Raw genomic sequence first — 24227 nt, 5'->3', positions numbered from 1 at the left:
ACTCCCTTCAACGCTACTGCTCCTGCTTCCCTGCTGTCCCCTTGGCCTTATCATCCGAACTCTTCTTAGGCAGCTTGATCGCTCCTTTGACCGAGATGGTATCCGAGTCGTCCTTCTTCTCCTTCGCATCCGGCGCCTCTGCGACAACCGTAAAGTTGCCACCAACAACACCCTCCCGGGTCGTCTCGCAAGGCTTATCTAACTCCGACAACTCCGTATGATCATGCTTATAGACAGTCGTCGTCAGACCATACTTATAACTGAACGACCCCGTAGGCGTTGGCCAACCCGCCAGCGCAGGACAGGAGAAACCTCTTCTCTCCGGGACTACTTCTGCAGTATGCGCGGCAGCAGCCGCGGGAGCAGACGCTGCCGCAGGTGCGCTCGCACCAGACCCGGCACCAAAAAAATCGCCCACCAGAGACGTAGCGGCGTTCAGAATCGTAGACCAGGTCTCATCGTCAACCTGTGCACTTGCCTCTGTGAGTGTCCCATCGCTACCCAGCTTCGCATTCACCTGCGCCGTCCCAATCCACGGAGACTTCGTATTCAGGTAGTAGACATTCTTGTAGTCCACCTCCGTAACAACCGCTGCACTATCTCCCACCCGAACAATATTCCCAGCCCCTTCCGCAGCTCCCAGCCCACCACTAGTCTCCAACCCAGCGACAGGAGAGTACGACTTGTTGCCAGCCACTCTATCCCAAACAGCCCCCACGCTCGATGGGCATTCCCTGGCGTCGTTCGCATCAACCTTATGTTCGCCCGACAAAGCATTCATCGCCGTTATAAGCGTCTGAACTTCATCGTTCAGATAAGCCTGCCGCGTCACCGTCATGGTCTTCGTAACCGGAAGCTGTTTGTCAGCAGTCACGGAGATACTAAGCGTGTACTGCGGCTCCACCCACACCGTCTCCCTCTTGCACACGCCATGTTTCGTGTAAAAAGGAAGTCCCGGTAAAGAGGGCGCAGTTGCCGCAGGCCCTGGCCCAGTCACTATCATTGTCGGATGAGAGCAGCCCGCAACGAGGAACGCAATCAGAGTCTGGCAGCAAAACACACCTCGTTTAACACGCGAGCCGGAAAAGTACATCTTCGCCTCCAAAAAGTCGTGAGTAACTCGAGACTGCAAGAGAAAGGCCCGGAATAACTGCGTTGCAGGTCCAGATAGATCTGTGATTCCAGGTAGATCTGTGAATAAGATGAAACCTACAACTCTGCAAATGAGTTGTCAAAGCTGGGTGCGTACTTCAAGCCGCCCGCCGCGCGCAAACGGGCATTCGCGCAGAAACACGATCCCTCTCCCACTCCAAACGATAGAATAGGCTCCCAAAGGAGCGCCCATGTCCGCATCCGCCACCCCGCCGCCCTTCACGCTCGAGATCGAAGACCACGGCAACACAGCCGTCATACACTGTCACGGTAAACTGCTAGCGGGCTTCACCGAGCTCCTCTACGCTCCCGTCTCCCAGCTCCTCCCCACCCACCAGCGCCTCATCCTCGACCTCTCCCATCTCACCCACATGGACAGCATGGGCCTGGGCGCACTCGTCCGCCTCTACGTCTCCTCCCGCACCAAAGGCTGCGAGCTCGAGCTCCGCCATATCGGCAAAAAGGTCCGAGACCTCCTCATCATGACCAACCTCCTCCCCGCCTTCACCATCGTCGGCGAACACGACATCAGAATGTGACAGACATCAGAATGTGACAGGCATCAGAACGTGGCAGAGGAACAGCTACTCCGCCTCGCTCCCGGTCTCGGTCCACTCTACCGATTGAGTCCACGGAAACTCCCGCAGCTCTTCAGCGATTCCATCCAGAAGAGTGGCATCATGCGCAGGCGACTCAAGAATGACCTGGATCACCGAGTTGTCTGTATCTTCAACCTGCTCCGAAATCGTCTTTCTCAACACCAGCGAACGCGCCGCGATCTCGCGGGTCAATTGATACAGCGCCTCCCCCTGAAACTCCGTCTCGCAGAAGAGCCTCAGCCGATAAAACGTGTGAGTCTCCAGCACCGACAGTGACCGCTGATCGATATAGCGCGACAGCGGACGCAGCACCGAATTGATCGCCACCAGCAGCACCGCCACAAAAACCGCATCCAGCAACTCACCCGCACCGGCACATGCACCCACAGCCGCCGAGCACCACAGCGTGGCAGCCGTATTCAATCCGCGCACATTGCCGCCGTCTTTCATAATCGCCCCCGCACCCAGAAAGCCCACGCCGGAGACCACGTATGCGATCACCTGCGTCGTTCCCGGCGCGATCGTCGAACCCAGATCGACAAACGCCGCAGACCCAAAGCACACCAGCGTATTCGTGCGCAGCCCGGCCGCACGCTGCCGCCACTGTCGTTCCGTTCCAATGCAGGCGCCGAGAACCAACGCCAGCGTCAGGCGCGGAAACGTCGCCTGGTGCAGCAGTGACGCCGAATCCGTCCACCAATGGAGCCAGGGATTCGTCATAAATTACCTATCGCCCTCTCCCGTATAGCTTTGCACATTCACCCAGCGGAGGCGCAAATCTCTTCTTCACCCTTCAATTCGATAGAGAACCAGCCTGGATAAATGACCAGCTTTGATAAATAGCTAGCCGCTCTTCCAAAGCGTGTCGCCTCTAACTATCTTCCCCTTCAGCCCCGATACTGATAAGCTTCTCCGAAACTTACGAAACAAATCTGAGCACAAAATACTGCATACGAACAACTCGCCGGAACGGAATGTCCTCTGAAAGATTGCACCCCCCGGATGTGAGCCGCAGGTATCGATCCGAACGCCACTCCGACACAGCTGCGCGGGCCCCTATCTCAATTCTCAGGAGAGTTCGAAATGTTTATCATCTGGTGGATCATTGTTGGCCTCATCGCTGGTTTTCTCACCGGCAAGCTCATGAAGGGCAGCGGCTACGGCGCAATCGGTGACATCGTCATCGGCATCATCGGAGCCGTCGTTGGTGGCTTCATCATGCAGAAGCTCGGCTATGCAGGATCGGGCGGCCTTATCTACACCGTCATCGTCGCCATCGTCGGCGCAGTCCTTCTCACCCTGCTCCTTCGCCTCGTCACCGGCAACAGAGCTCGAAACCTCTAAGTCGGCCGGCCGAACGGATAACTTCAACCGCTCTCCTCAATCCGCATGCTCACGTCTCGATCTCGATTCCAAAGACGTGGGCATTCGTCCGTAGGCGCGAACCGTCTCCTCCCCTAAAGGTAGTATCGCTAAAACCTCTCAGGGCAGACGAAGCTAGTACCATGAGCATCTCAAAAGGCATCCTCTTCGCAATCCTCCTCTCCCTCTCAGCGCACGCCCGCGCAGAGGACTGCCTGAACAACCTCCCTTCATCCATCCGCGCCGCAGTCCAGCAGGACAACTGGACCATCCTGCAACCCCGGGACCTCGCCGGAACAGACCCGCAACGATGGAAGGGCAACCACCCCGGCGAATGCCCGGGAGTAACCTCCGGAAACTTCTACCCCAAAGGCAAGACCTCCTACCTCGTCGCCCTCATCCAGCGCAACCCCACGCAGGGAAGCGAGCAGACCAGCCAGCTCGAACAACTCACCCTCGTCTACCTCAAAAAAGACAGACCAGTCCTCGTATCTGTCATCCCTCCCACCCAGGTCGCAGCCCCGATGGTCGTCTGGAAGCTCCACCCCGGAAGCTACCAGAACCTCTACGGCTCTAAAAAAGTGACCATCTCACGAGAGTCCTTCGTCTACGAAAAACTGGTAGGCACCGCAAACCAGTTCTACTACGACGGAAGCCACCTCAAATCCCTCGTCCTTTCAAAATAGAACTCTCTCATCCTCGGTCAGCCAAAGTGATAGGCTCTTCCTCATGAGCGGCCCCACCCTGCAAGACCGCCTTGCCCACATCACCCAGGGCCTCGCCGAAGCCGAGCGTCGCTACGCCTCCGGAGAACCCTATCCCGACCCCGAAGGCTCCTGGCCTCACAAGATCGCCCAGCTCCAGCAGCATCTCGCCGAAGTCCGCGAGATGATCGCCAACGAATAGCCCTGACTGCGCCTCAATGCACATGCGCCACGTCGTCGTTCATCGAAAAGGCGTCTTTGAAGTTGCTCTCATACGGAAAGACGTGGATCATCCAGGTAAACATATAAGGATGGAAGATTCCGCCCTCGGCCTCGCACGCCTCTCTGGTATGGATCGATCCAAACATGCCGAACTTTGGACGCGCAGCCTGGTAGTCCCTCACGCGATCTGCCGGGGCCTCGCAGAAGTTGATGTGCTCATGCCACCGCGCCACGCTGAGCGGGATCCGCTCGTTCAGCTCCTCCTCCGTCGAGTTCGGCCGCGCCGTGTACATCACCCCCTCCAGCCTGTACTGCTTGTACTCCGTGTGTCGGTAGAGCAAGGACGTCGGCCTGCTTGGATCGAAATGTAGATCGGACGCACGCGCGTTGGCCTCGTTGTTGAAGTGGTACTGCGGCTGTTCCAGCTTCGGATTCGCAATCACGTATCCATCCGCCAGAGCCTTGCGGTAGTCCTTGTACCGCTCCATCGCCGCCTTGGCCTGGGCCACTACGTCCTTAGCCTTTGCCTCATCGCCCGGCTGCCCCGGCCACACGGGAGTGACGGCCATATGCCCGGCCATGGCAGCCATGCTCGGCCCCATGTCCTTCATGTCAGCCATATCCCCCATCTTGCCCTTGCCGCCACTCATGTCCATCCCAGCCATGCTATTCCTGCCCTGGTCCTGCAATCCTCGCCCCGGCAAAGCAACCAGCAGGACAGCGTCCAGGATCAACGTCGCCGAAAGCATAGTACGAATGTTGAACATCGCAACCTCCGTCACGATCATCGTGGCCATCAAGATCCATGACATTCAAAGGTCCTGACATCAGACAGCATGTGCCGTAACACCAGCCACCATCCATTCATTCACGATGCAGCCCCCCGCAACAGCACCACCTCAACGCCGCTCAGCATAGCCACTTTCAAAGGATCAACCGGACCTGCTATCCCGGCATTCCCAAAACGGGAAGCCCAAGAAAATAAATCTCCAAAACCTGGCACATTTTTCCACCCCGAAAAAGTGACTGCCAAGACACCACGTTTACCACGCATTCCACCACGTTCTCACCATCAAAAAACCATTTCAAAACACCCGCTTTTCGCAAAAAACCCCTGCAAAAACGTCCACATACCAGCCCACAAAAAAATGTACGAAACAATCGCACCTCTCATCCGGCAAAAGCTCACCTCTCAAATTTTTCCAGAGTGAAGGCGGCGGCCTGGAAGTCCCCCCGCAACTCCACATCCACCCCATACTGCATCCAGAAAGACCCACTCGCCACCGCTGGAGTATCCGCCGAAAGCTTGCCATCAAGCGACGCAATCCGATACATAGCGTCCGGCCTCAACCCACGAAGGTAAATGCGCGGAAAGGGATAAAGCATTTGACTGGAGTGCAGAAACGCAAACGCCACGGCATGGTTTTGATCTTCTGATACAGTCTCGGTTACAGATTGCTCGCTTCCCTTTTGCGGGGAAATTAGCCGGTAGAGCGAGCCACGCTGCACCGTCTGCCGAATCTGCTTGTACTGTTCCACCATTCTTTTTGCCGTCTCAAAATCGTCAGCCTTCCAGTTGTTGAGATTTGCGCCAATACCCAGCGATCCCTGCATCGATGAGAGAAAACGGTATTCAAGAGAAAGAGATCGTTGATTCACCCACGTAGGGGAGTCGGTCACCCAAGCCATCATCACACCAGGCGCATAGGCATAAGTGAAGCCATCCTGAATCAGCAGCCGATCAAACGCATCCGTGTTATCCGAAGGCCACACCTCATCGGTATATCGCATGATGCCCAGATCGACTCGGCTGCCGCCGCCGGAGCAGCTTTCAATCTCTACTTTGGGGTGTTTGGCGCGCAACTCGTCAAGAATCGAATAAAGATTCTGGATGTAGTTGATGTAGACCTTCTTCTGATCGTCGGGCGCTACCGCAGGCCATCCCGGTTCGGACCAATTGCGGTTATAGTCCCACTTGAGAAAGGCAATATCATTTTCGTCAAGCAACTTGTCGAGAAACTGAAAGACATACGCGCGCACATCCGGCCTCGCCAGGTTGAGCATCAACTGATTGCGCCCCTCACTGCGAGGCCGGCCAGTGAAGTTCAGAACCCAGTCGGGATGCTTGCGGTAGAGATCACTGTCCGGGTTCACCATCTCAGGTTCGACCCAGAGTCCGAAGTCCATGCCAAGCGAATGCACCTTGTCGATCAGAGGCCTCAAGCCATGCGGAAACTTCACTGGGTTCACATACCAGTCTCCCAGCCCGGCACGATCACTGGCGCGTTGACCAAACCAGCCATCGTCAACAACGAAGCGCTCGACCCCGATACTTGCGGCCTTTTCAGCGAGCGTATCCTGCCCAGCTTCATCCACTTTGAACTCCGTGGCCTCCCAGGAGTTATAGAGAACCGGCCGCAGCTTCGCGTCAGGCCCATGCGGAAGGATGCTGGAGATCTCGAAGCGATGCAGCAGCCTCGACGCACCGCCAATGCCGTCGTGCGAATAACCAGCATAAAAGTTAGGCGACTGAAGGTGCTCACCTGCAGCCAGCCTATACCCAAAATCAAAGCTGTTAGGCCCTCCCGTAATGCGGATCTGCTGAATCTCGTCTTGCTCGATGCTCATCTGCCAGGAACCGCTCCATCCCAGCGCCCCAAACCAGACATCGCCGCTGTCTTGATCGTTCGAGCCATTTCGGTCGATCGCAAACCACGGATTGTTCTGATCACCAGTAGATCCTCGGCGACTCTCAAGGATCGTCTTTCCGGGTTGAATCAGCTGCTCGTGCAGGCTCCACTCTCCCGCCCAACGGCCCGTCAGATAACGCAGTCGATAGTCGGTCCCGCGCGGCAGATCCCAGGTGCCCGCAGCGATCTGTTCAATCGTCAACGAAGATGAAGTCCTATTCTGCACCTGGGCTGATCGACGAAGAACTCCCGTCGCTGCGTCTACCTGATACTGCAACTCGACGTAGACCTCGCGTGAGATGTCCTTGAGCAGAATCTTCAACCGTTTCCCATCGACATTGTGGGAGACATATTGCAGAACCAGATCTCGATTACCGTCCGGAAAAGTTACCTTCAGATCGGGCTCAACGTAAAGATCTCCACCCCAGGCCACAAACTCCTGCCGGGTAGTGTTGATCGAGGAATCAAAAGAAGACATCCCGGGATCGGAGTGTGCCATCGCAAAGTTATCCGCTGCACTAAGCCGCTTTCCCCAATACAACGTTTGCACCTGCTTCTTATCGTTGATACCGAGCACATAGGACATATCCGCTGCGTCGATACGAAAGACCTGGGTCCGGCTATCGAAGCGAATCGCTGCATCGTTCGACTGTGCCTGGACAAATCTTGGGGCAACGATGTTGACAGAGGCTATCCAGATCAAGACACCGAAGCTAAAACGGGTTCGAAGCAAATGCGCGGCACAGAAAAAAACCTTGTCGCTTCGTAGATCTCTCATTCCCCAGTTCCAAATCTTCATCGACTCGCTCCCTCTCTTCTCGCTGCCAAGTCTGCGTATAAAGTGCCTAACCGTCCTGCTGTTCATGACTCGATCGTCTTAGCTACGCCACAAACGACCTCGCCGTAAGACGTACTGTTTGACCTGCTTCTACGTGAATTGGCTTCAAAGTTTTTCCATAGCGAACCGTGCAATCTCCTCCTCGTTTGCTACGAATCGCAGCAAATGTAAGCCGGTTCGATCGCCAGTTCATATCAACCTCAAATCCGCCTCGTGCGCAAAGACCACTGACACGGCCAGTGGGCCACGCCGATGGCAGCGCAGGCAAAAGATGGATCGAGTCCCCCTGCGATTGCAGCAGCATCTCAGCGATACCCGCAGCGCCGGCAGTGTTGCCGTCGATCGCGAAGATATTCTGGGACGCGCCTGCCACGCCAGCTCGCGAGTAGGTCAGCAGGTTGTCTCCAGTAGCCTTCGAGAGCAGACCTATGAGATGTTGATGGGCTGCTTCGTCGTCCCAGAGTCTGGCGTAGTAGTTCACAAGATTGGCGCGGCTCCACTCAGTATCCTCCCACTTCGGATGATGGATACGCCGCTCCAGAGTGACGCGCGCGGCATTTGCCAACGCCGGAGTCTTTTCCGACGATATCTGGTTCTCCGGATAAAGAGCAATGAGGTGCGAGGTTCTTTCTTACATATATGGTGGAGCATCCAAAACACGGCTGGCTTGTGACTGGTCCATCCGATTCATCGGAGAATGCGTTCCGGGCGCCGTCGGGAGAGTGTCGGAATCAATTGAGAGCAGCCTCTCCGCTTCCAAACTCGGCCGACTCTTTGAATACGGGATACAAACGCTCCCGAAGAAACTCCATATCTCGATTAAAGCGAAAGTGTTCCCACATCTGAAGCGCAATCCAGATACCGGATGTTCCCGCCTGACTGACGCAGCTTCTCGATCAAAACAAAGAGTGGAGCTTGCGACTCCGAGAGGTTCCCTACCTCGGCGAGCCAGTAGTTTTGTTCTGTATTGATGTCCAGGTGAAAGTCGTCGGTCCAGCCCATACTGGACGCCAGCCCGTCATTCCAGATTCCCTGCAGAGCGAGAGGAAGCGGAGAGTTTAAACGCGAGCCAGCGATCGTCAGATACCGTCCATACTGGAAAAAGAGCGCACATAGCTCTGGATCGCTGGCTCCCCTTTCCAACAACCTCCGCCGCTGATCCGTTGGAATATTGGCAGCATCACTCCGAGATCCCAGATCGATCCGAACCCTGCTAAATAGTTCTCGATAATCGGCAACATGATTCCTCCGGAGCTCAGCGTAGGATTTTGCGGCTGCGGCCTGCAAAGACTCGTCACAGATCTTCCCTGGGTTGCGGCCACCATAGTTCGTCGCGATTGCGACCAGCAACGTAACTGCATCTGCGGCTTTTACCTGCAGCGAATCCTTTCCCGCCGAAATCTCCCCCCTTGGTGCAGGAGACGGAGATAGCACTCTATCGAGACGCCCTGATTCCCATTGCTATGCAGCCCCTCGAAGGCATTCCCCCGAAAGATAAGGGTGTCGTCTCCTAGAGAATTCACCGCACCAGGAATCTTGATTCCATCGAATGTCGCCGCAAAACTGATCTGTCCGGCGATGGGACTTGCAAGATGCAGGACAAGCACTTGATCGGGGTTGGAGCAGAACGACTCACGCGTGAAGAGATGCGGCCCCACTCGATATTCGATCCCTAAGATTCCGGTCTCGAGGTCTAACGCTCGCCGATAAGCCGTTTCACGCCCCGGCTCCTCGAACTCCAAAAGAAGATCAAACAAAGGGAGATTCGTTCCGAACGAGGTCGTGTGGCTTAGAAGGTGTTCTTCGCACATCTTCCGCGCTTTACCGTACTCGCCCCGAAAAAGGGAGCTGGCGTATCTCGCCGAGATGTTGGAGTGCCCCAGGGTTCACGTTCGATTCGCTCGCTGCTCCCGACCAGGCAGTCGTTTCGGTCAGGGCAACACGCTCTTTGCCAACGCCCCCGAAGACCATCCCGCCAATTCGGCCATTCCCAATGGGAACCGCCTCCAGCCACCGTTTCGCCTCAGTTGCATACCAGAGCGTGTTGCGCTCAGCGGCTACCGTCACGCGCTCCCCCTCCAAAGGTGACGACGACCGTCTTCTGCAGTCGAGGCATCCTCGCAGCGCGCATGGAGCAAAGCCAAGCAATCGACTGCCGGCACCGGTCACTGCCGCAGAGCGCAGAAATGCGCGTCTCGTAAGAGCCCTCTGCTGCGCGATTTTTCGTAGGTCGTCCGTTCGAAGAAACCTCGACTAAGAACTCTAACAGGCTTCCGTTTCCTGCGTGCGTGCGAGATCTGCTTGGGATAAGGTCTACCCCCTGGCAAGGCCAGAGATAAACGCTGGGAGTCTACTGCTTATAGACCAGTCGAGGCCCGCTGACCTGCTCTACTTTCAGGTCCACATCCACTTCAACGCGGTCGGCGATCTTCACAAAAGGTATCCCGCTTGTCATCCCATAGTCCTTGCGATCAAACGCCATAGCCCCTTTGATAACGCCGGTACCCGTGCCTTTACCTGAAACTGTCAGCTTCAAAGTCTCAGGTTTAGACACGCCCCTTATGGAAAAATTCCCAAAGACGTCAAAAGATTCAGGGCCAGTCTGCACCACCTTCGTTGAGTGGAACGTAATCGACGGTGATTGTTCAGCGTCGAAAAAATCCTTGCTCTTCAGCTTTTTGTCCTTCATTCCACTGCCGGTATTCACCGTAGCCGCCGCAATCCGGATATCCAGAACCCCCGTCGTCACATCCGAAGAGGTGAACTTCAAAGAAGCATCCCACTTATCGAATTTACCGACCAGAGCTACCGAGGCTTTAACGTAAAAGTTGATACTGCTGTCCTCTGGAGTAGTTTTGAAGACGGGAACTTGAGCCTTGCTTGGCGTCGGCAGCAAGACAATTGTCAGAAGACTGAGAAGAGCTAGTCGCATGGTGCTTGAGTTTGAACTCTCTCCACCCTGCTGTCAAACAAAAAGAAAGCCCGCGTCTAACCTTTCCGTTTCGCCGCCTTCAGCGGGCCAGCCCTCAAGATCTTCCCGCCTTCCTGAACGACATAAAGCTGGTTGACCTCAAGATTTTTGAGTTGATCCACCTGCCCGCTAAGCCATCGTATCTCCACCATATCCACCTTCTTGGTCCGGTCGAGTCCAAAGTGCATTCGCATATCGTTTTGCGAAAAATAGCTGCCTCCACTTCGTAGCTCATCAAGCTGCCTCGAAGGCTTTGCAGCATCGGGTGTCGTTGTAGCAGTCACAATCACCCGGCTTCCAATCCCGGAACGGTTTGACTTCACACCAACCAGTTTGATCTTGATCCAGTTACGATTCAGTGTCGAATCGCAGCGCAGAAGCTGTGGTCCTGCATTGATACAGTTCACGACGATATCCAGGATCCCCGTCGTTGTCGTAGCCGCCAAAGACACAGCCACGAGCCGGCACATCCTCCAGTATCCCCGGACCACCTTTATTCGTGACGTCCTGAAAGCGGCCGTTATGCAGGTTCCGATACAGACACTTATGCTCTGCGTATTTTAGATCGGCCTTTGACTTATCCACTTCAGGATAAACATGCGCATTCGACATCAGGATGTCGAGCCACCCGTCGTTATCCATATCAAAAAAGCCAACGCCCCATCCAAGCAGTCGCGTATTCTCGCCGAGACCGCTGGGATAGGTGTGGTCTTCAAACGTCGCATCCCCCAGAGATCCCTTCCTTTTCATCCCGAGCTCGCATCGCCAACCCAAGATGCAAATGCGCGACCGCAAGACTGGGATTACGTTCAATGGCTATTACAAACTCCTCTCGTGCGTGAGTCCAATCTTTTTTGCTGCGCATACAACTAACCAAGCTCGTCGTGAAGCTCAGCATTCTGCGAATCTGTGGCAAGCGCTGCCTTCATCTTTGTCACGGCAAGCCCAACCTGGCGATTTGCCGCAAGAGAACGTGCATATAGGGCGAGGACGTACGACGGCAGCGTGCGCTTCTGCAGCTGCGCCTCTGCTTCATATTTGGAAAATAACGGAATCGCCTTTCCTGCAAACCGATCTGTTCATACGCCATCGCGAGATTCATCTGCGCAGTACTTTCGTCGCTCTTTATCGCCAGCGCTCGTTCGACGCTCATAAATGCCTTTACAAGCCCCCGATTTACGAGAACTGCCCCAAGCGCACTGTGCCCCTGCTCAGCCTGCGGAGCGAGCTTGACTACCTGTTCAAAGTCAGCCTGAGCGCGCGTTCAAGTCTTTTTGAGCTAACGCAGCCTGACCTGCCCTCTACGCCGCATCCGCCTTCTTCAACGCATCTGGTGGCTCTTGCGAAAGAGCGACGTTCGACAGCACCATCCATGCAATCAATGCCGCCCTCACCGCAACGAGCTCGTCCTGAGGAAACCACGACAAGCGTACCCTCGTCTTCAATGAAGCGTTTCCAGTTTGGGTTCGTTCGCTGACTGTATCTTGTGAGAGATCTCGGTCTCTCGACTCGCGTCATCTGTCCTGCCCAGCGATCGATAAGCCTGTCCCAACAGACTATGCGTGATGTAGTTGTTCGAGTCCATCTTTTCAGCACGTTCCAAATACATCAACGCGCTGGCAGCATCCTGTCGCTTCAATAAAACCTTGCCAAGCAGAATATAGGGCCCCGTCGAATTTGGCTCCAGCAACAGCGCACGCTGCAACGATTGTTGAGCCTTCGTATAGTCCCCTGACCGGCTATACGCGTCCCCCAGCCTATCGTAGATGCTCCCATCCAGCGGATTACGGCTCCGTTCTTTCTCAAACTCCGCAATCGCCGTATCCAGATGCTCTCCGGCCAGCGCAACTTCGCCGAGTAGTAAATGGGCCAGCGGCAACTGCGGGTCTAACTCCAGCGCCTTCGCAGCAAACTGCTGCGCCACCGGCAGGCCATCTCTCCGCAGCAGCATTCGCGCAGCCAGAAGATAGGCCGCTGCCGAATCAGCAGCAAACCCATACTGTGTCGCGAATGCCGCACGCGCCTTGTCAAACTGATTGGTGTCGACATAACAAAGTGCGAGCACATAGTTGGGATCGATTTTGGTCAGCGCTGTCCAGCTGGACGTGGACTCGAGCAGAGGAATCGCATCCGCAGGCCGCCCCATGCGAAACAGCGTCAGGCCTCGCAGTTGCGTCGACTCTTCATCATGAGGGTCCTGCTTCAACGCACTCGCAAGCGCAACATCTGCATCCGTAAAATCATTCAGCGAATACAGCGCCAGCCCCCGCACCCGATAGACCCCTGCCTGCACCGGCTTTTCTGCAGCCAGCGTATCCAACTGCTTTAGTGCATCTACGGCAAGCCCGCGATCAATCATTGCCCGTAGCCGCGCAAGACTTGGCGTTGCTTCAATAGCCGAAGCTCCTGGAGAGGCCACCAGTGGCTCCGGCGCCTGCACTTTAGGTACATTTTGGGACAGACTCTGTGCAAGTCCAGATAGCAGGGGTAGCGCTACAAAGAAAGACAGGCAGCACGGTAACACTACTTTGAGCAGGCGAGGCATAGAAGATCAGGACCGAGTGTAACCGAAACTAAAGGGAGAGCCGTAGCTCCCCCTTTAGTTATACCCATGTTATTTCTAGAACTGAAAACGCCCCGAGAACTGCAACTGCCTCGGATTAGCCGAATTGTTCGGGAAGGGTCCGTTCGTAATCGAGCCTCCCTGGTCCACATTGCCGACAGGTGCGCCCCAATTGATATGGTTGAAGGCGTTGAAGCCATCCGCTCGCAACTGGAAGGTTAGCTTCTCACGAATAAGAAAGTTTTTCTGGATCGACAGATCGGCGTTGAAGAAATGCGGGCCGAAGACCGTGTTCCGTCCCACATTGCCGATCTGGTCGAGACCCGGCCGCGAGAAAGGCCCGTTGCCACTATCGATATTATAAGGCTGATAAAACAAAAGGTTATTACCCGGGATTCCTGTCTCCCGGGAGTGGAATTGGCGAGTGTCGCCGTTTACTCGACAGGGCGCATCAGACGGGACCTGCTGACTGCAGGTCGAATAGGTCAAGGTGAACGGCAAGCCGCTAGAGTAGTTGATCACCGGACTGATCTGAATCCCGCTCACGATCTGATTGACCACTCGGTTCGCGTTCGAGAGCAACAGCTTGTTCCTGCCAAACGGTAACTCGAACAATCCGTAAACGATAATCTGTTGCTGACGTAGCGCCCCGTCCCGGCCCGCAACGATATGCTTGTCCCAGGACGAGTAGTTTACCGAGTCGCTTAGTGCTTGCTGCCAGGCATAGTTGGCATTTAGTGAGATACCATGCGCATACGTCTTTGCTACCGATATCTGCAGCGCATTGTAGTGAGTATCGAGATTGTCAGAGAAATCCGTAATATCGTTCGTCCATAGGCAAGGACCGCTACACGCGGGCAGCGAACCGCCGTAATATCGCCGTAGAAGATTCTGGTTATTGACCGCGCCTCCGGGACCGATGCCATTGACGTACTGGCTTGTGCCATCCGGAAACTTGGGTAGATTCGGATTCCAGTGAAGCGCCTGCCCGTTGAAGGTCTGGCTTGGCGACAGGGAGATTGCGGCCTCATTGGGATTGGTTGTATTCCCAGATATGTCCCCGAAAGTATGGGTACCCTTATTGCCTACGTAGGCGACCGTCATCGACAAAGTGGGGGAGAACGACTGCTGAACGCTCAAATTCCAGGCATCAAGTGTCGGCAGACGAAGCGTTGTCGGCCGTGCGCGTGAGGTTACCTGGGAGCCCGGATTTGGCAACAGACCGCTCGCTGGTACTGCAACCGGTGTCGCCAGAGGTGGTCCTACTGCCAGGTCGAACGCTGAGGCAGTGTCGCTAGCCGTGATCGTCTGGTTCTGCAGCACCGGGAGGTTCTGCGTTGCTGCGTGTCCAAAGATCGACCCGAATACGCCAATGTCGAAGCTTCGTCCATATCCGGCCCGGATCACGGTCGCAGGAGTGGCCTGATACGCAACTCCGATGCGTGGGTTATACGCATTACCCGGCAGGCTGTAGTTCATATTGCTGCCAATGTTGCCGTAACCTGCCACCTGGAGAAAACCAGTGTTCAGGTTCAATAGCGCTCCGTTTCCCTTGCCATTCACGGTCTCTGGGAAGTACAGCTCATAGCGTAAGCCCAGGTTGACCGTCAGCTTCGGAGTGACGCGCCACGTATCCTGGGCATAGAAAAAGTCCCGCTTCTGAAACTCCTTGGCATTCGTCGTTGTACTCACATACCGCTCAAACTGAGTTGGGCTGCCAAGTACGAACGATGCAAATCCCAAGCCAGTCGTTCCATTGGCCCCGTTTGACGACGGACCGGTACCGAAGAACAAAAGGCCAGTACGGTCGTTGTCGCTCGGCACCCTCAGGTTGCGTGCATAACGGAGGTCAACACCGAACTTCACGCTGTGATTGCCTATCGTCCTGGTCCAGTTGTTCGCAAGCTGATACTGGTCTTCACGCTCGGTCAGCGGACAGTTGCAACGGTCCACGTTTAACCCGGCACCGTACTGCGGGCCTTGAGTTTGGCTATTGTTCGGCGGTCCGAAGCTGCCCACTTCCGTTAGCTGAAACGACGGTGAACCACTCGTGGTGGAATCTCCCAGATTCAAACCCGGCGCTCCAATGTTCGTCGCCAGATTTGTACCCGCGTCGTACTTCGATGTCCCAATGTTGTACCGGAAGTACCCAAGTCGAACGTCGGTAACCAACTTCGAGTTCACGGCAATGTCTACGCCCGCCGCTGCGCTGTCGTTTGCGCCCTGCGAGGTGCCACCGTAACCACCCAAGCCAAACCCCGATCCTCCAGCATCGCCAAAGATCGTCTTGCCGGTAAGTGTATCCGTGAAGCGGCTGAACCTGCCAAAAACGTGGGTTCTATCGTTGACCGTCCAGTCACCTCGAACGTCCCACTGATCGCTGTTGAAGCCGCCCGTCCCGCTACCTGCATAGTTATTCTTAATACCGGTGACTCCAGCTACCGGAGAGCCAGGCGTATTCGGAGCGTAAGGCACTAGAAGCTTGAGGAAGTTCCGCGCCGGCACAGACACGTCCGACGCGGGGATAACGTTGCTCGCGTACGGAACAGACTGGCCATTCACTTGGTGGTAGAGCTGTCCGACTGCCGGAGTATATTCGCTGAAATCGCATCCGGGCTGTCCAGTTACGGTGGTGGCCTGTCCAATGCAGGTCGAGACAAGGTGCGCCGTCGGAACAGTCTGCACGTTAGCTATACCAACCTTCTGTCTTACTCCTTGATAGTCTCCAAAGAAGAACAACTTATCCTTGATGATCTTTCCACCAATCGATCCGCCAAACTGATTCTTCAAGCCCTGAGGGAACGGGTTCGTCGCCGAAAGCTGGCCGGAGCCCTGCGAGAATGGTTCGCGTGCAAGGTTCGCGTTGCTTTCGCGATAGTCGAACGCCGATCCATGCCAGTTGTTGGACCCTGACTTCGTTTGCGCCGTCACCACCGACGATACTGCCTTGCCAAACTCCGCGTCGAAGTTCTGCGTTGTGATCTTCGTCTCGGACAACGAATCGGAGTTTGGGTTGACCACGATAATTCCGAGAATCGGGTCCTGGTTGTCGGTTCCATCCAATTGGAACGCAACTCCCGCAAACGCCTGCCCGTCTACTTCGATCTGTTTCGATCCCTGCGGATTCTCACTCGCCGCATGACTCCACCCGAGCAGTTGCGCGCCTGGTAAAAGCAACTGCAGATTCGTAAAATTCCTGTCTGGAATAGGCAGGTCTGTAATCTCCTTCGCCCCAAATGTCGTCGATACATCCGCACGGTCCGTCTTCAACTGGGGAATCGCATCAGCGTTTACCTCAACCGTCTGATCGGATCCTCCAACCGTCAGCGCTGCCTCCACCTTGATCGAGGTGTCAGCAGTAATCAGGATGCCCTTCTGCTCAAACCCCTTGAAACCCGACGCGCTAACCTTAACGTCGTAGACGTCGGGGATCAGATGTTCAACAGTAAATTCGCCGCTTCCATTAGACTGCACGGAAACTGACGTCCCCTTCGCGTTGTCGACAACTGTAATCGTCGCGCCTGGAACTGCAGCACCCGTGCTGTCCACGGTCGATCCGAAGATCGAACCATAGACCGCCTGGCCATACGCGACTGGCGAAGACACCAGAACACATGCAGCAAAGAGCAACCCGACCATTGCGCGCGTCACAAATCTCATTGCAAGCCTCCAAAAATGCTTCACGTTTGCTTACTTGTTTGGCAATCATCTCTAAGTGCTGCCGAATATCACTTCAAAAGTCGAAACCAATACAAACCTGACCGCGAAGTCAGGCCAACAACGCCTTGTCACAACCAAAACTATTGGCCTTTTGAATCGATCCGAAAAATACTCGCGCCGCCCGGACAATGTCAATAAGTTTGAACAGTTATTATTTTGCAAGTTATTGACAAACCAACCCTTTGGAAGGACTTCCAACAAAAATCTAGAATTGGTCGTACCTCTCTGGAGAACTTTACTTCACGACGGCTGGAAATTTTCTCTACAAATCATCTGAAAACAAACAGTTAGCTCCCATTCCCAGAGTCGCTTCGACTTCTCGTTGCAGAACGATATCCACCAAAAGGTTGACCACCTTCGATCTGTCAGTCCAATCGCGGCTCGCCTGGATGTCGATTTGTCTATACATTAACCACACACTTCAACCGACCGAATTGACTTGCATGAAGAACACCGGGATCTCGCGAACCGAGAACAAATCGTCAGCCTCCGCCGACTCGCAAACCAGCTCCGGCAGCAGGAAAGAGTCGTCCGCCACACCGAAGTACCGCGAGATCTTCGAGGATCTTCACTCTGGCATCAAGACCGGAGCCCTTCGTCGCGGAGACCGTCTGCCCAGTGAAACCGAACTCGGAAAGCGCTACAACGCCTCACGCATCACCGTGGCGAAAGCCGTCCATGAACTCCAGTTGCAGGGCCTCGTATCGCGACGTCCCGGCTCAGGCACCCACGTTCTCGCGCCCATTGCATCGGCCGATCACGTCTTCGGGCTTCTAATTCCCGATCTCGGCCGAACCGAGATCTTCGAGCCCATCTGCAACGGCATGATGCAGTCGCCTCTCTCAAGGCCCCACTCCCTCCTGTGGGGACACTCCATGGGCGAGTTCGCCCAGCAGCAGAAGGAGGCCGAACAGCTCTGCCACAAGTACATCGCGCAAAAGGTCTCCGGAGTCTTCTTCGCGCCGCTCGAATTCACTCCCGAAAAAGACATCGTCAACCGCCGCATTGCCTCTGCATTCGATCGCGCAGGCATTCCCGTCGTGCTGCTCGACAGGTGCTACGCCCCCTATCCTCTGCGTTCTAAGTACGACCTCGTCGGTATCGACAATCGCAGCGCAGGATTTCTCATCACCCAGCATCTGCTCCTTCACGGAGCCAGACGCATCGCCTTCGTCGCCAGGCGTCTCTCTGCCTCCACCGTTCACGGACGAATCGCCGGCTATCGAGAGGCTCTCCTGGCGCGAGGGGTCAACCTGCAACAGGACCTCGTTCGTATCGGTGATCCGGAAGATCCCAAATTTCTACAGACGATCCTCAACGACTGCCACCCCGACGCCATCGTCTGCGCCAACGACATCACCGCAGCCCGCATCATGCAGGGCCTCGCCGCTCGCGGAATACGTGTCCCGGATGAGATCCGCATCGTCGGAATCGACGACGTGAAATACGCGAGCCTCCTCCCCGTGCCGCTCACCACACAACATCAGAACTGTGCCGACATCGGCGCCATGGCAATCGCAACCATGCTGCAGCGACTCGAAAAACCCGACCTGCCCACGCGCGACATCCTCGTGCAGACGAAGACAGTCCTTCGCCGCTCCTGTGGAACCCATCCCTCGACAAACCACAAACTCACCTAGCCGGCCGCAACGAAACGCGCTGCGTTTTACCCCGTCGCGAAGGTTCTCCCCGCTCAAACCGCCATCGAAATGACATGACCATCGGTCGCGGCTCGCATCCCAAATGCTATAGTGTTGCGAACTCCCGGAGGCTTGTTTTGACCACCAAGTTACGCCATCCCAACACATCCTCTTCAGGCTGGCTGCGTCTCTTCGCAATCCTTGCCACCAGCGCTCTTTGGGTCTCCGGCAGCCTCGCTCTCAGTCAGACACCGCAGCCCTCGCCCGTCGCCACCGCCGCACACAACGACGGCCCCTGGTGGAAGCACGCCGTCTTCTACGAGATCTATCCCCGCAGCTTTCAGGACTCCAACGGCGACGGCGTCGGCGATCTCAACGGCATCACCCAGCGCCTCGACTACCTCAAAGGCCTCGGCGTCGACGCCATCTGGATCGCGCCCATGTACCCCTCGCCCCAGGTCGACTTCGGCTACGACATCTCCGACTATGAGTCCGTAGACCCACAGTACGGCACCGTTGCCGACATGGATCACCTCATCGCCGAGGGCAAACAGCGAAACATTCGGGTCATCCTCGACATGGTCCTCAACCACACCTCAGACAAGCACCAGTGGTTTATCGACTCCGCCAGCTCCCGCTCCAACCCTAGGCATGACTGGTATGTCTGGAACGACGGCGTCCCCGCCAACGGCCCCAACGTCACCGCCTATCAAAAGCGCTTCGAGCATGAAGGCCGCGTCCCGCCCAACAACTGGGTGTCCGGCTTCGGCGGCTCCGCATGGGAGTGGGTCCCGGCCGTCCATCAGTTCTATTATCACAAGTTCTACAAGCAGCAGCCTGACCTCAACTGGCGCAACCCCGCCGTCGAGAAAGCCTGCTTCGACGCCATGCGCTTCTGGCTCGACCGCGGTGTAGCCGGCTTCCGCCTCGACGCCATCCCCACCCTCTTCGAAGATCCCAAACTCCGCAACGAACCCGAGACCGGCGGCATCAATGCCCAGGGTGATCCCAACCTCAAAGACATCTACACCAGCAATCTCCCCGAGGTCCACGGCGTCATCCGGCGCATGCGCGCGATGGTAGAGAAGTACCCCGGCAACCGCGTCCTCATCGGCGAGACCTATCTCCCCGACACTGCCGCGCTGAATGAGTGGTACGGCGGCGCGGAGCACGATGAGCTGCAACTCCCCATGGACATGCTCCTCGGCTTCCACGGCGACCACGACAAGCTCGACGCCGCGAGCTTTCGCAAGTTCATCAACGAAGCCGAGACCCAGCTCAATGGCTCTCAACCGCTCTTCGTCTTCGATAATCACGACAACGTCCGCAGCTGGGATCGCTACAGCGACGGCGACCACAATCAGGCCATCGCAAGGCTTCTCGCCACCGTGCTTCTCACCTCACGCGCCACAGCTCTCATGTACTACGGCGAAGAGCTAGGCATGGTCACCTCGACGCCCACACGCAAAGAAGATGTAAAGGATCCCATCGGCGTCACCGGCTGGCCCAAAGAAAAAGGCCGCGACGGCGAACGCACACCCATGCAATGGGACGACTCCAGGAACGCCGGGTTCAGCGAATCATCCACCACCTGGCTTCCCGTCCCTGCCACCTACTCAACCATCAACGTGAAGGCGGAAGAGCTCGAACCCGACTCGCTCCTTAACTGGCACAAACAATTAATTGCGATGCGCAGAGACGACCCCACACTCCGCGATGGAAAACAGGTGATGCTCGATGAGTCAAACCCCTCGGTCCTCTCCTACGTTCGCGAGGGCGTCGCTGGCCATCCTTCAATCGTCGTGGCGCTCAACTTCACCGATCAGCCGCAGACAATCTCACTTGATCCCAGCAAAGCGAAGATCTCCGGCAAGACGGTGAACACGCTCCTCACCAATGCACCTGGTCTCAAACAAACCACCAGCCTCGAAAACATCACACTGCCGCCGTACGCCTCATGGATTGGACAGATCGGCTCCAACAAATAGCACCAGCACGGCAAAAGGGGTCGCTAGTGAACGAAACGCGGTTACGCACCTCAATCATCACCAACCATCTCCTCTGTGCAGCCCTTGCGCTCGGTACTCTCATACCGAGCGCACGTGCGCAGAGCGCCGCTCAACAAGTTCCGCCCGCAGCAGATCAAAAAAACACGACCGCTGACCCCTGGTGGAAGCACGGCGTCATCTACGAGATCTACCCGCGCAGCTTTCAGGACACCGACGGCGACGGCATCGGCGACATCAAAGGCATCACCTCCCGCCTAGACTACATCAAGCAACTCGGCATCGACGCCATCTGGATCACCCCCATGTACCCCTCGCCGCAGATCGACTTCGGCTACGACATCGCCGACTACACAGCCATCGATCCCCAGTACGGCACCATGGCCGACTTCGAGCACATGACCGCCGAAGCCAAGCGCCGCAACATCCGCGTCATCATGGACTACGTTCCCAACCACACCTCCGACCAGAGCGTCTGGTTCAAGGAATCACGCTCCTCGCGCACCAATCCCAAACGCGACTGGTACATCTGGCGCGACCCCAAGGGCTTCACCGCCGACGGCAAACCCATCCCGCCCAACAACTGGCAGAGCTGGTTTGGCCACTCGGCATGGGAGTATGACTCCACCACGAAGCAGTTCTACTACCACCACTTCTACGTCCAGCAGCCCGACCTCAACTGGCGCAACCCCGAAGTCGTCAAGGCCATGATGGATGTCCTCCGCTTCTGGATGGACAAGGGCGTCAACGGCTTCCGCGTCGATGCCGTCTCGCGCCTCTTCGAAGATCCCAACCTCCACGACGATCCCATCCTACCCGGCACCAACGCCTTCGGCGACCCCAACATCGTTCACAAATACACCGACAACCTCCCCGAAGTTCATGACATGCTCCGCGAGATGCGCAAGGTCGTCGACCAATACCCCGGCAATCCTGTCCTCATCAGTGAAGCGGACGAGCCCAACATCTTCGAACTCTCCAAGATGTACGGCGCCAACAACGACGAGGTCCAGCTTCCCATGGACTTCCAGGTCGCCGATGTCAACGAACTCAACGCATCGAAATTCCGCGAGCTCCTCAAAGAGGTAGAGAACAACCCGGCCCACGGCCAGCCTTACTTCTTCTTCGGCAATCACGATCAGGACCGCATCTGGGACCGCTACAGCATCGGCTTCGCCGACCCCGCCATGAAGGCCCGCATCGCCCGCATGATGGCAACTCTGCTCCTCACCTCGCGAGGAACCCCGCAGATGTACTACGGCGACGAGATCGGCATGGTCACCACAACTCCGACCCGTGTAGAAGACGTAAGAGACCCCGAAGGCATCACCGGCTGGCCCAAACAAAAGGGCCGCGACGGCGAACGCACTCCCATGCAGTGGAACGACTCGAAGAACGCAGGCTTCAGCACCGCAGCCGCCACCTGGCTACCTGTAGCTCCCAACTACAAGACCGTCAACGTCGCCATCGAGTCACCCGACCACGAGTCCATGCTCAACTGGTACAAGCGCCTCATTGAGCTTCGCCGCACCAATCCAGCCCTCTACGCAGGCAGCATGACAGTCCTCAATCCAAACGAAGAGGTCCTCTCCTACCTGCGTCAGGGCCCACCCGGCAAACCCTCCGTCCTCGTAGCGCTGAACTTCTCCGGCAAACCCCAAACCCTCCACTACGACTACGCCGCCCTCGGCCTAACCAAAGGCGCAACCGCCACCCTCGAAACCAACGACCCATCCCTCAACCACCCACCGCTCACCAAGCCAATCACCTTAGCCCCCTACGCAACCTGGATCGCAGAGGTCCAATAAACACTGGCCGATATGCTCATCAGCACGCACTCGTGCAGTCGCGAGCCCGAATTGTTCAGTGAGTGCATCGGCGACTATGGTTGAATCAAGAATGTTCCAGGCGATGTGGGCGTTTGATGGGTATCGATCTCCGGGAGGAATGACCTACTTCCCAAATATCCATTGTCGTCTTAACGGACGCTCCGGTCTTGTCCAGCGAAACGCGAGAACGGGAGTGATAAAAGGTAAAGGAGGTCGTCAACATTCTGATGCAATGTTCTTCTGACCGACACTTTCAATGGCCCCTCGAAAAGGTGGTTCTGCAGGGCTATTCCGTCCGTCTTGCTCCCATCGACTACTCTCATCTCGACCAGCTTTCTCTTTGGTCGGGAGAGGAGGACATATGGCGGTACATGACTTTTGCGCGCCTTGAGTCGAGAGACGAACTGCAGGCTTGGATAGGCACTGCTATGGATGCCAATGAGCGCGGCACTGAGATGAACTTCGCGATTATCAACGAAACGAGTCAATCCGCAGTCGGAACAACGAGCTTTTACCGGGTCGTACCGGAGCATAAGAGACTTGAAGTGGGAAAGTCCTGGTTAGGAGCTGCTTACCGGCGAACACACATCAACACGGCCGCAAAATATTTATTGCTCAACCACGCTTTCGAAACGCTTCTGGCAAACAGGGTCGAGCTGAATACGGACGCAAGAAATGTTCGATCACAACGTGCCATGGAGCGACTCGGCGCGGTGTGCGACGGAGTCTTGCGTTGCCACACGATTATGCGCGATGGTTTCGTTCGCGACACGATGAATTATTCCTTTACGATGAACGACTGGCCTGCAACGAAGATCCGACTTCGGAGTCTACTGGAAGCCCGTATCTCTTAGGGCAAGACGCTAGTTGACGCCAAAAGGCCGATGCGCTCCGCGAAGGTTTAAAGTAGTGCGTTCAGGTCGGCCATCTCGCGTGTAAATCGGCGATTGAGCAACAACTAAGCTTGCTTCTGCTTGCGGGTACGCTGAATGCCGCGCTGGTAGACTTCTCGCATCAAGCAGCGGGGCGTTTCACGATGCCATCGAAAGCTACGTCTGTCGTTATCAGGCCTGCCAGAGCCGAGGATGCCGTAACCTGTGGGCAGATCGATTATGACGCCTTCACCGCCATCAGCTCTGCTCATGGTTTTCCACCCGACTTCCCCCAACCTGAGATGGCGATACGTGCAATCTCCTCGATGTTTTCAGACCCTGACTGTTATTGCGTTGTGGCAGAGATCGACGGCCAGATCGTCGGCAGCAACGTCCTTGACGAGCGCTCCATCATCCGCGGCGTCGGACCCATAACGATTCACCCTCGAGTACAGAATAGGGGGGTTGGCCGTCTGCTGATGCAGGCCGTGCTGAATCGCGCCCGTGATCGCGGAGCCGCCGGAGTACGGTTGGTCCAGGCGGCCTTCCACAATCGCTCCCTCTCCCTCTATACCTCCTGCGGCTTCGACGTCCGTGAGCCGCTCTGCTGCCTTCAGGGACAGACTCGCGAACGCAGCTTTCTCGGATGCGAGGTGCGGCCCGCTACCCCGGCCGACGAGGATGCCTGCAACTCGCTCTCTCATCGCGTTCATGGCTTTGACCGTGCCGTCGAGCTGAAACAGGCCATCTCGCGTGGCACAGCCCAGGTCGTCGAACGAGCAGGCCGCGTTACCGGATACACAACCCATCTTGGCTTCTTTGGCCACTCCACGTCGGAGACAAATCCGGATATGCAGGCGTTGATCGCCTCCGTAGACTCTTTTGCCGGCCCCGGAATCCTCGTCCCCTCCCGCAACAGCGCGCTGCTGCGCTGGTGCCTGCAGAATGGTCTCCGCGTGGTTCAGCCCATGACGCTGATGAGCACCGGGCTGTATAACGATCCCGCCGGCGCCTGGCTGCCATCCATCCTGTTTTAGCTTCCGGCCACCACCTGCTCGA

At 56.4% G+C, this 24227-nt stretch carries 25 protein-coding genes; 10 read left to right on the top strand and 15 right to left on the bottom strand.

The features are described from left to right. Positions 1-13: 13 nt before the first annotated feature. Positions 14-928: a hypothetical protein gene (locus HDF10_RS01955; protein WP_183809950.1), complete on the bottom strand. Its 915-nt coding sequence runs from the start codon at positions 926-928 to the stop codon at positions 14-16. A gap of 415 nt (positions 929-1343) precedes the next feature. Between HDF10_RS01955 and HDF10_RS01950 the strand changes: the two genes are divergently transcribed. Beyond that, positions 1344-1691: an STAS domain-containing protein gene (locus tag HDF10_RS01950; RefSeq protein ID WP_183809948.1), complete on the top strand. Its 348-nt coding sequence runs from the start codon at positions 1344-1346 to the stop codon at positions 1689-1691. 45 nt (positions 1692-1736) lie between these two features. Here the strand turns inward: HDF10_RS01950 and HDF10_RS01945 are convergent, their stop codons facing one another. Continuing rightward, positions 1737-2471, bottom strand: a complete 735-nt coding sequence (locus tag HDF10_RS01945) for an MgtC/SapB family protein (RefSeq protein ID WP_183809946.1) — start codon at positions 2469-2471, stop codon at positions 1737-1739. Between the two features lie 363 nt (positions 2472-2834). Between HDF10_RS01945 and HDF10_RS01940 the strand changes: the two genes are divergently transcribed. From HDF10_RS01940 to HDF10_RS01930, 3 genes are all read left to right on the top strand, one after another. Then, positions 2835-3095, top strand: coding sequence for a GlsB/YeaQ/YmgE family stress response membrane protein (locus tag HDF10_RS01940; protein ID WP_179639430.1), 261 nt, complete (start codon positions 2835-2837; stop codon positions 3093-3095). Positions 3096-3256: 161 nt separating this feature from the next. Next, positions 3257-3799 carry a hypothetical protein gene (locus HDF10_RS01935; RefSeq protein WP_183809944.1) on the top strand — a complete coding sequence of 181 codons (543 nt, stop codon included), beginning with the start codon at positions 3257-3259 and terminating at the stop codon, positions 3797-3799. Between the two features lie 43 nt (positions 3800-3842). Next, positions 3843-4019: a hypothetical protein gene (locus tag HDF10_RS01930; protein WP_183809942.1), complete on the top strand. Its 177-nt coding sequence runs from the start codon at positions 3843-3845 to the stop codon at positions 4017-4019. Between the two features lie 13 nt (positions 4020-4032). Here the strand turns inward: HDF10_RS01930 and HDF10_RS01925 are convergent, their stop codons facing one another. Continuing rightward, on the bottom strand, positions 4033-4836 hold the full coding sequence (locus HDF10_RS01925) for a C2 domain-containing protein (RefSeq protein WP_183809940.1): 804 nt from the start codon (positions 4834-4836) through the stop codon (positions 4033-4035). 39 nt (positions 4837-4875) lie between these two features. On the opposite strand from HDF10_RS01925, the gene HDF10_RS01920 reads away from it, so the two are divergent. Next, positions 4876-5250, top strand: a complete 375-nt coding sequence (locus HDF10_RS01920; protein ID WP_183809938.1) for a hypothetical protein — start codon at positions 4876-4878, stop codon at positions 5248-5250. Here HDF10_RS01920 and HDF10_RS01915 read toward each other — a convergent pair. From HDF10_RS01915 to HDF10_RS01875, 12 genes are all read right to left on the bottom strand, one after another. Beyond that, positions 5225-7507, bottom strand: a complete 2283-nt coding sequence (locus tag HDF10_RS01915; RefSeq protein ID WP_183809936.1) for an alpha-galactosidase — start codon at positions 7505-7507, stop codon at positions 5225-5227. The two genes, HDF10_RS01920 and HDF10_RS01915, sit on opposite strands and share 26 nt — an antisense overlap. Before the next feature lie 103 nt (positions 7508-7610). Then, entirely contained in the window at positions 7611-8132 is a 522-nt protein-coding gene (locus HDF10_RS01910) for a glycoside hydrolase family 95-like protein (protein ID WP_183809934.1), read from the bottom strand. Positions 8133-8298: 166 nt separating this feature from the next. Next, positions 8299-8409 carry a glycosyl hydrolase family 95 catalytic domain-containing protein gene (locus tag HDF10_RS21320; protein ID WP_406705528.1) on the bottom strand — a complete coding sequence of 37 codons (111 nt, stop codon included), beginning with the start codon at positions 8407-8409 and terminating at the stop codon, positions 8299-8301. Further along, the gene (locus HDF10_RS21315; RefSeq protein WP_406705527.1) at positions 8387-9001 is read right to left on the bottom strand and encodes a glycosyl hydrolase family 95 catalytic domain-containing protein; all 615 of its coding nucleotides are present in this window, start codon (positions 8999-9001) and stop codon (positions 8387-8389) included. The genes HDF10_RS21320 and HDF10_RS21315 overlap by 23 nt, the downstream gene beginning before the upstream one ends. After that, positions 8938-9378 carry a glycoside hydrolase N-terminal domain-containing protein gene (locus HDF10_RS01900; RefSeq protein WP_183809930.1) on the bottom strand — a complete coding sequence of 147 codons (441 nt, stop codon included), beginning with the start codon at positions 9376-9378 and terminating at the stop codon, positions 8938-8940. The genes HDF10_RS21315 and HDF10_RS01900 overlap by 64 nt, the downstream gene beginning before the upstream one ends. A gap of 10 nt (positions 9379-9388) precedes the next feature. Next, complete coding sequence (locus HDF10_RS01895; RefSeq protein ID WP_183809928.1) at positions 9389-9634, bottom strand: glycoside hydrolase N-terminal domain-containing protein; 246 nt, start codon at positions 9632-9634, stop codon at positions 9389-9391. 283 nt (positions 9635-9917) lie between these two features. Next, positions 9918-10499 (bottom strand): YceI family protein, encoded by a 582-nt coding sequence (locus HDF10_RS01890; RefSeq protein WP_183809926.1) that lies wholly within the window; start codon positions 10497-10499, stop codon positions 9918-9920. Between the two features lie 56 nt (positions 10500-10555). Next, entirely contained in the window at positions 10556-10861 is a 306-nt protein-coding gene (locus HDF10_RS20715; protein ID WP_311732633.1) for an ASPIC/UnbV domain-containing protein, read from the bottom strand. 25 nt (positions 10862-10886) lie between these two features. Then, entirely contained in the window at positions 10887-11288 is a 402-nt protein-coding gene (locus HDF10_RS20710; RefSeq protein WP_260177547.1) for an FG-GAP repeat domain-containing protein, read from the bottom strand. Positions 11289-11839: 551 nt separating this feature from the next. After that, positions 11840-11965, bottom strand: a complete 126-nt coding sequence (locus HDF10_RS20705) for a hypothetical protein (RefSeq protein WP_260177546.1) — start codon at positions 11963-11965, stop codon at positions 11840-11842. Between the two features lie 14 nt (positions 11966-11979). Beyond that, positions 11980-12957 (bottom strand): tetratricopeptide repeat protein, encoded by a 978-nt coding sequence (locus tag HDF10_RS01880; RefSeq protein WP_311732632.1) that lies wholly within the window; start codon positions 12955-12957, stop codon positions 11980-11982. Between the two features lie 201 nt (positions 12958-13158). Next, complete coding sequence (locus HDF10_RS01875; protein ID WP_183809922.1) at positions 13159-16761, bottom strand: TonB-dependent receptor; 3603 nt, start codon at positions 16759-16761, stop codon at positions 13159-13161. Between the two features lie 503 nt (positions 16762-17264). On the opposite strand from HDF10_RS01875, the gene HDF10_RS01870 reads away from it, so the two are divergent. From HDF10_RS01870 to HDF10_RS01850, 5 genes are all read left to right on the top strand, one after another. After that, positions 17265-18461, top strand: a complete 1197-nt coding sequence (locus tag HDF10_RS01870) for a LacI family DNA-binding transcriptional regulator (RefSeq protein WP_183809920.1) — start codon at positions 17265-17267, stop codon at positions 18459-18461. A 137-nt stretch (positions 18462-18598) separates the two neighbouring features. Further along, on the top strand, positions 18599-20449 hold the full coding sequence (locus HDF10_RS01865) for a glycoside hydrolase family 13 protein (RefSeq protein ID WP_260177545.1): 1851 nt from the start codon (positions 18599-18601) through the stop codon (positions 20447-20449). A 26-nt stretch (positions 20450-20475) separates the two neighbouring features. Then, positions 20476-22275 (top strand): glycoside hydrolase family 13 protein, encoded by a 1800-nt coding sequence (locus HDF10_RS01860; protein WP_311732631.1) that lies wholly within the window; start codon positions 20476-20478, stop codon positions 22273-22275. Positions 22276-22523: 248 nt separating this feature from the next. Beyond that, positions 22524-23150: a GNAT family N-acetyltransferase gene (locus HDF10_RS01855; RefSeq protein WP_183809914.1), complete on the top strand. Its 627-nt coding sequence runs from the start codon at positions 22524-22526 to the stop codon at positions 23148-23150. Positions 23151-23260: 110 nt separating this feature from the next. Further along, positions 23261-24205 (top strand): GNAT family N-acetyltransferase, encoded by a 945-nt coding sequence (locus HDF10_RS01850; protein ID WP_260177544.1) that lies wholly within the window; start codon positions 23261-23263, stop codon positions 24203-24205. The last annotated feature ends 22 nt before the right edge of the window (positions 24206-24227 follow it).

The sequence above is a fragment of the Tunturiibacter empetritectus genome (genome assembly GCF_014201375.1).
Lineage (GTDB): Bacteria > Acidobacteriota > Terriglobia > Terriglobales > Acidobacteriaceae > Edaphobacter > Edaphobacter lichenicola_D.
The sequence above is the reverse complement of the archived record's forward strand: the minus strand, read 5'-3'. Positions and strand labels throughout refer to the sequence as shown.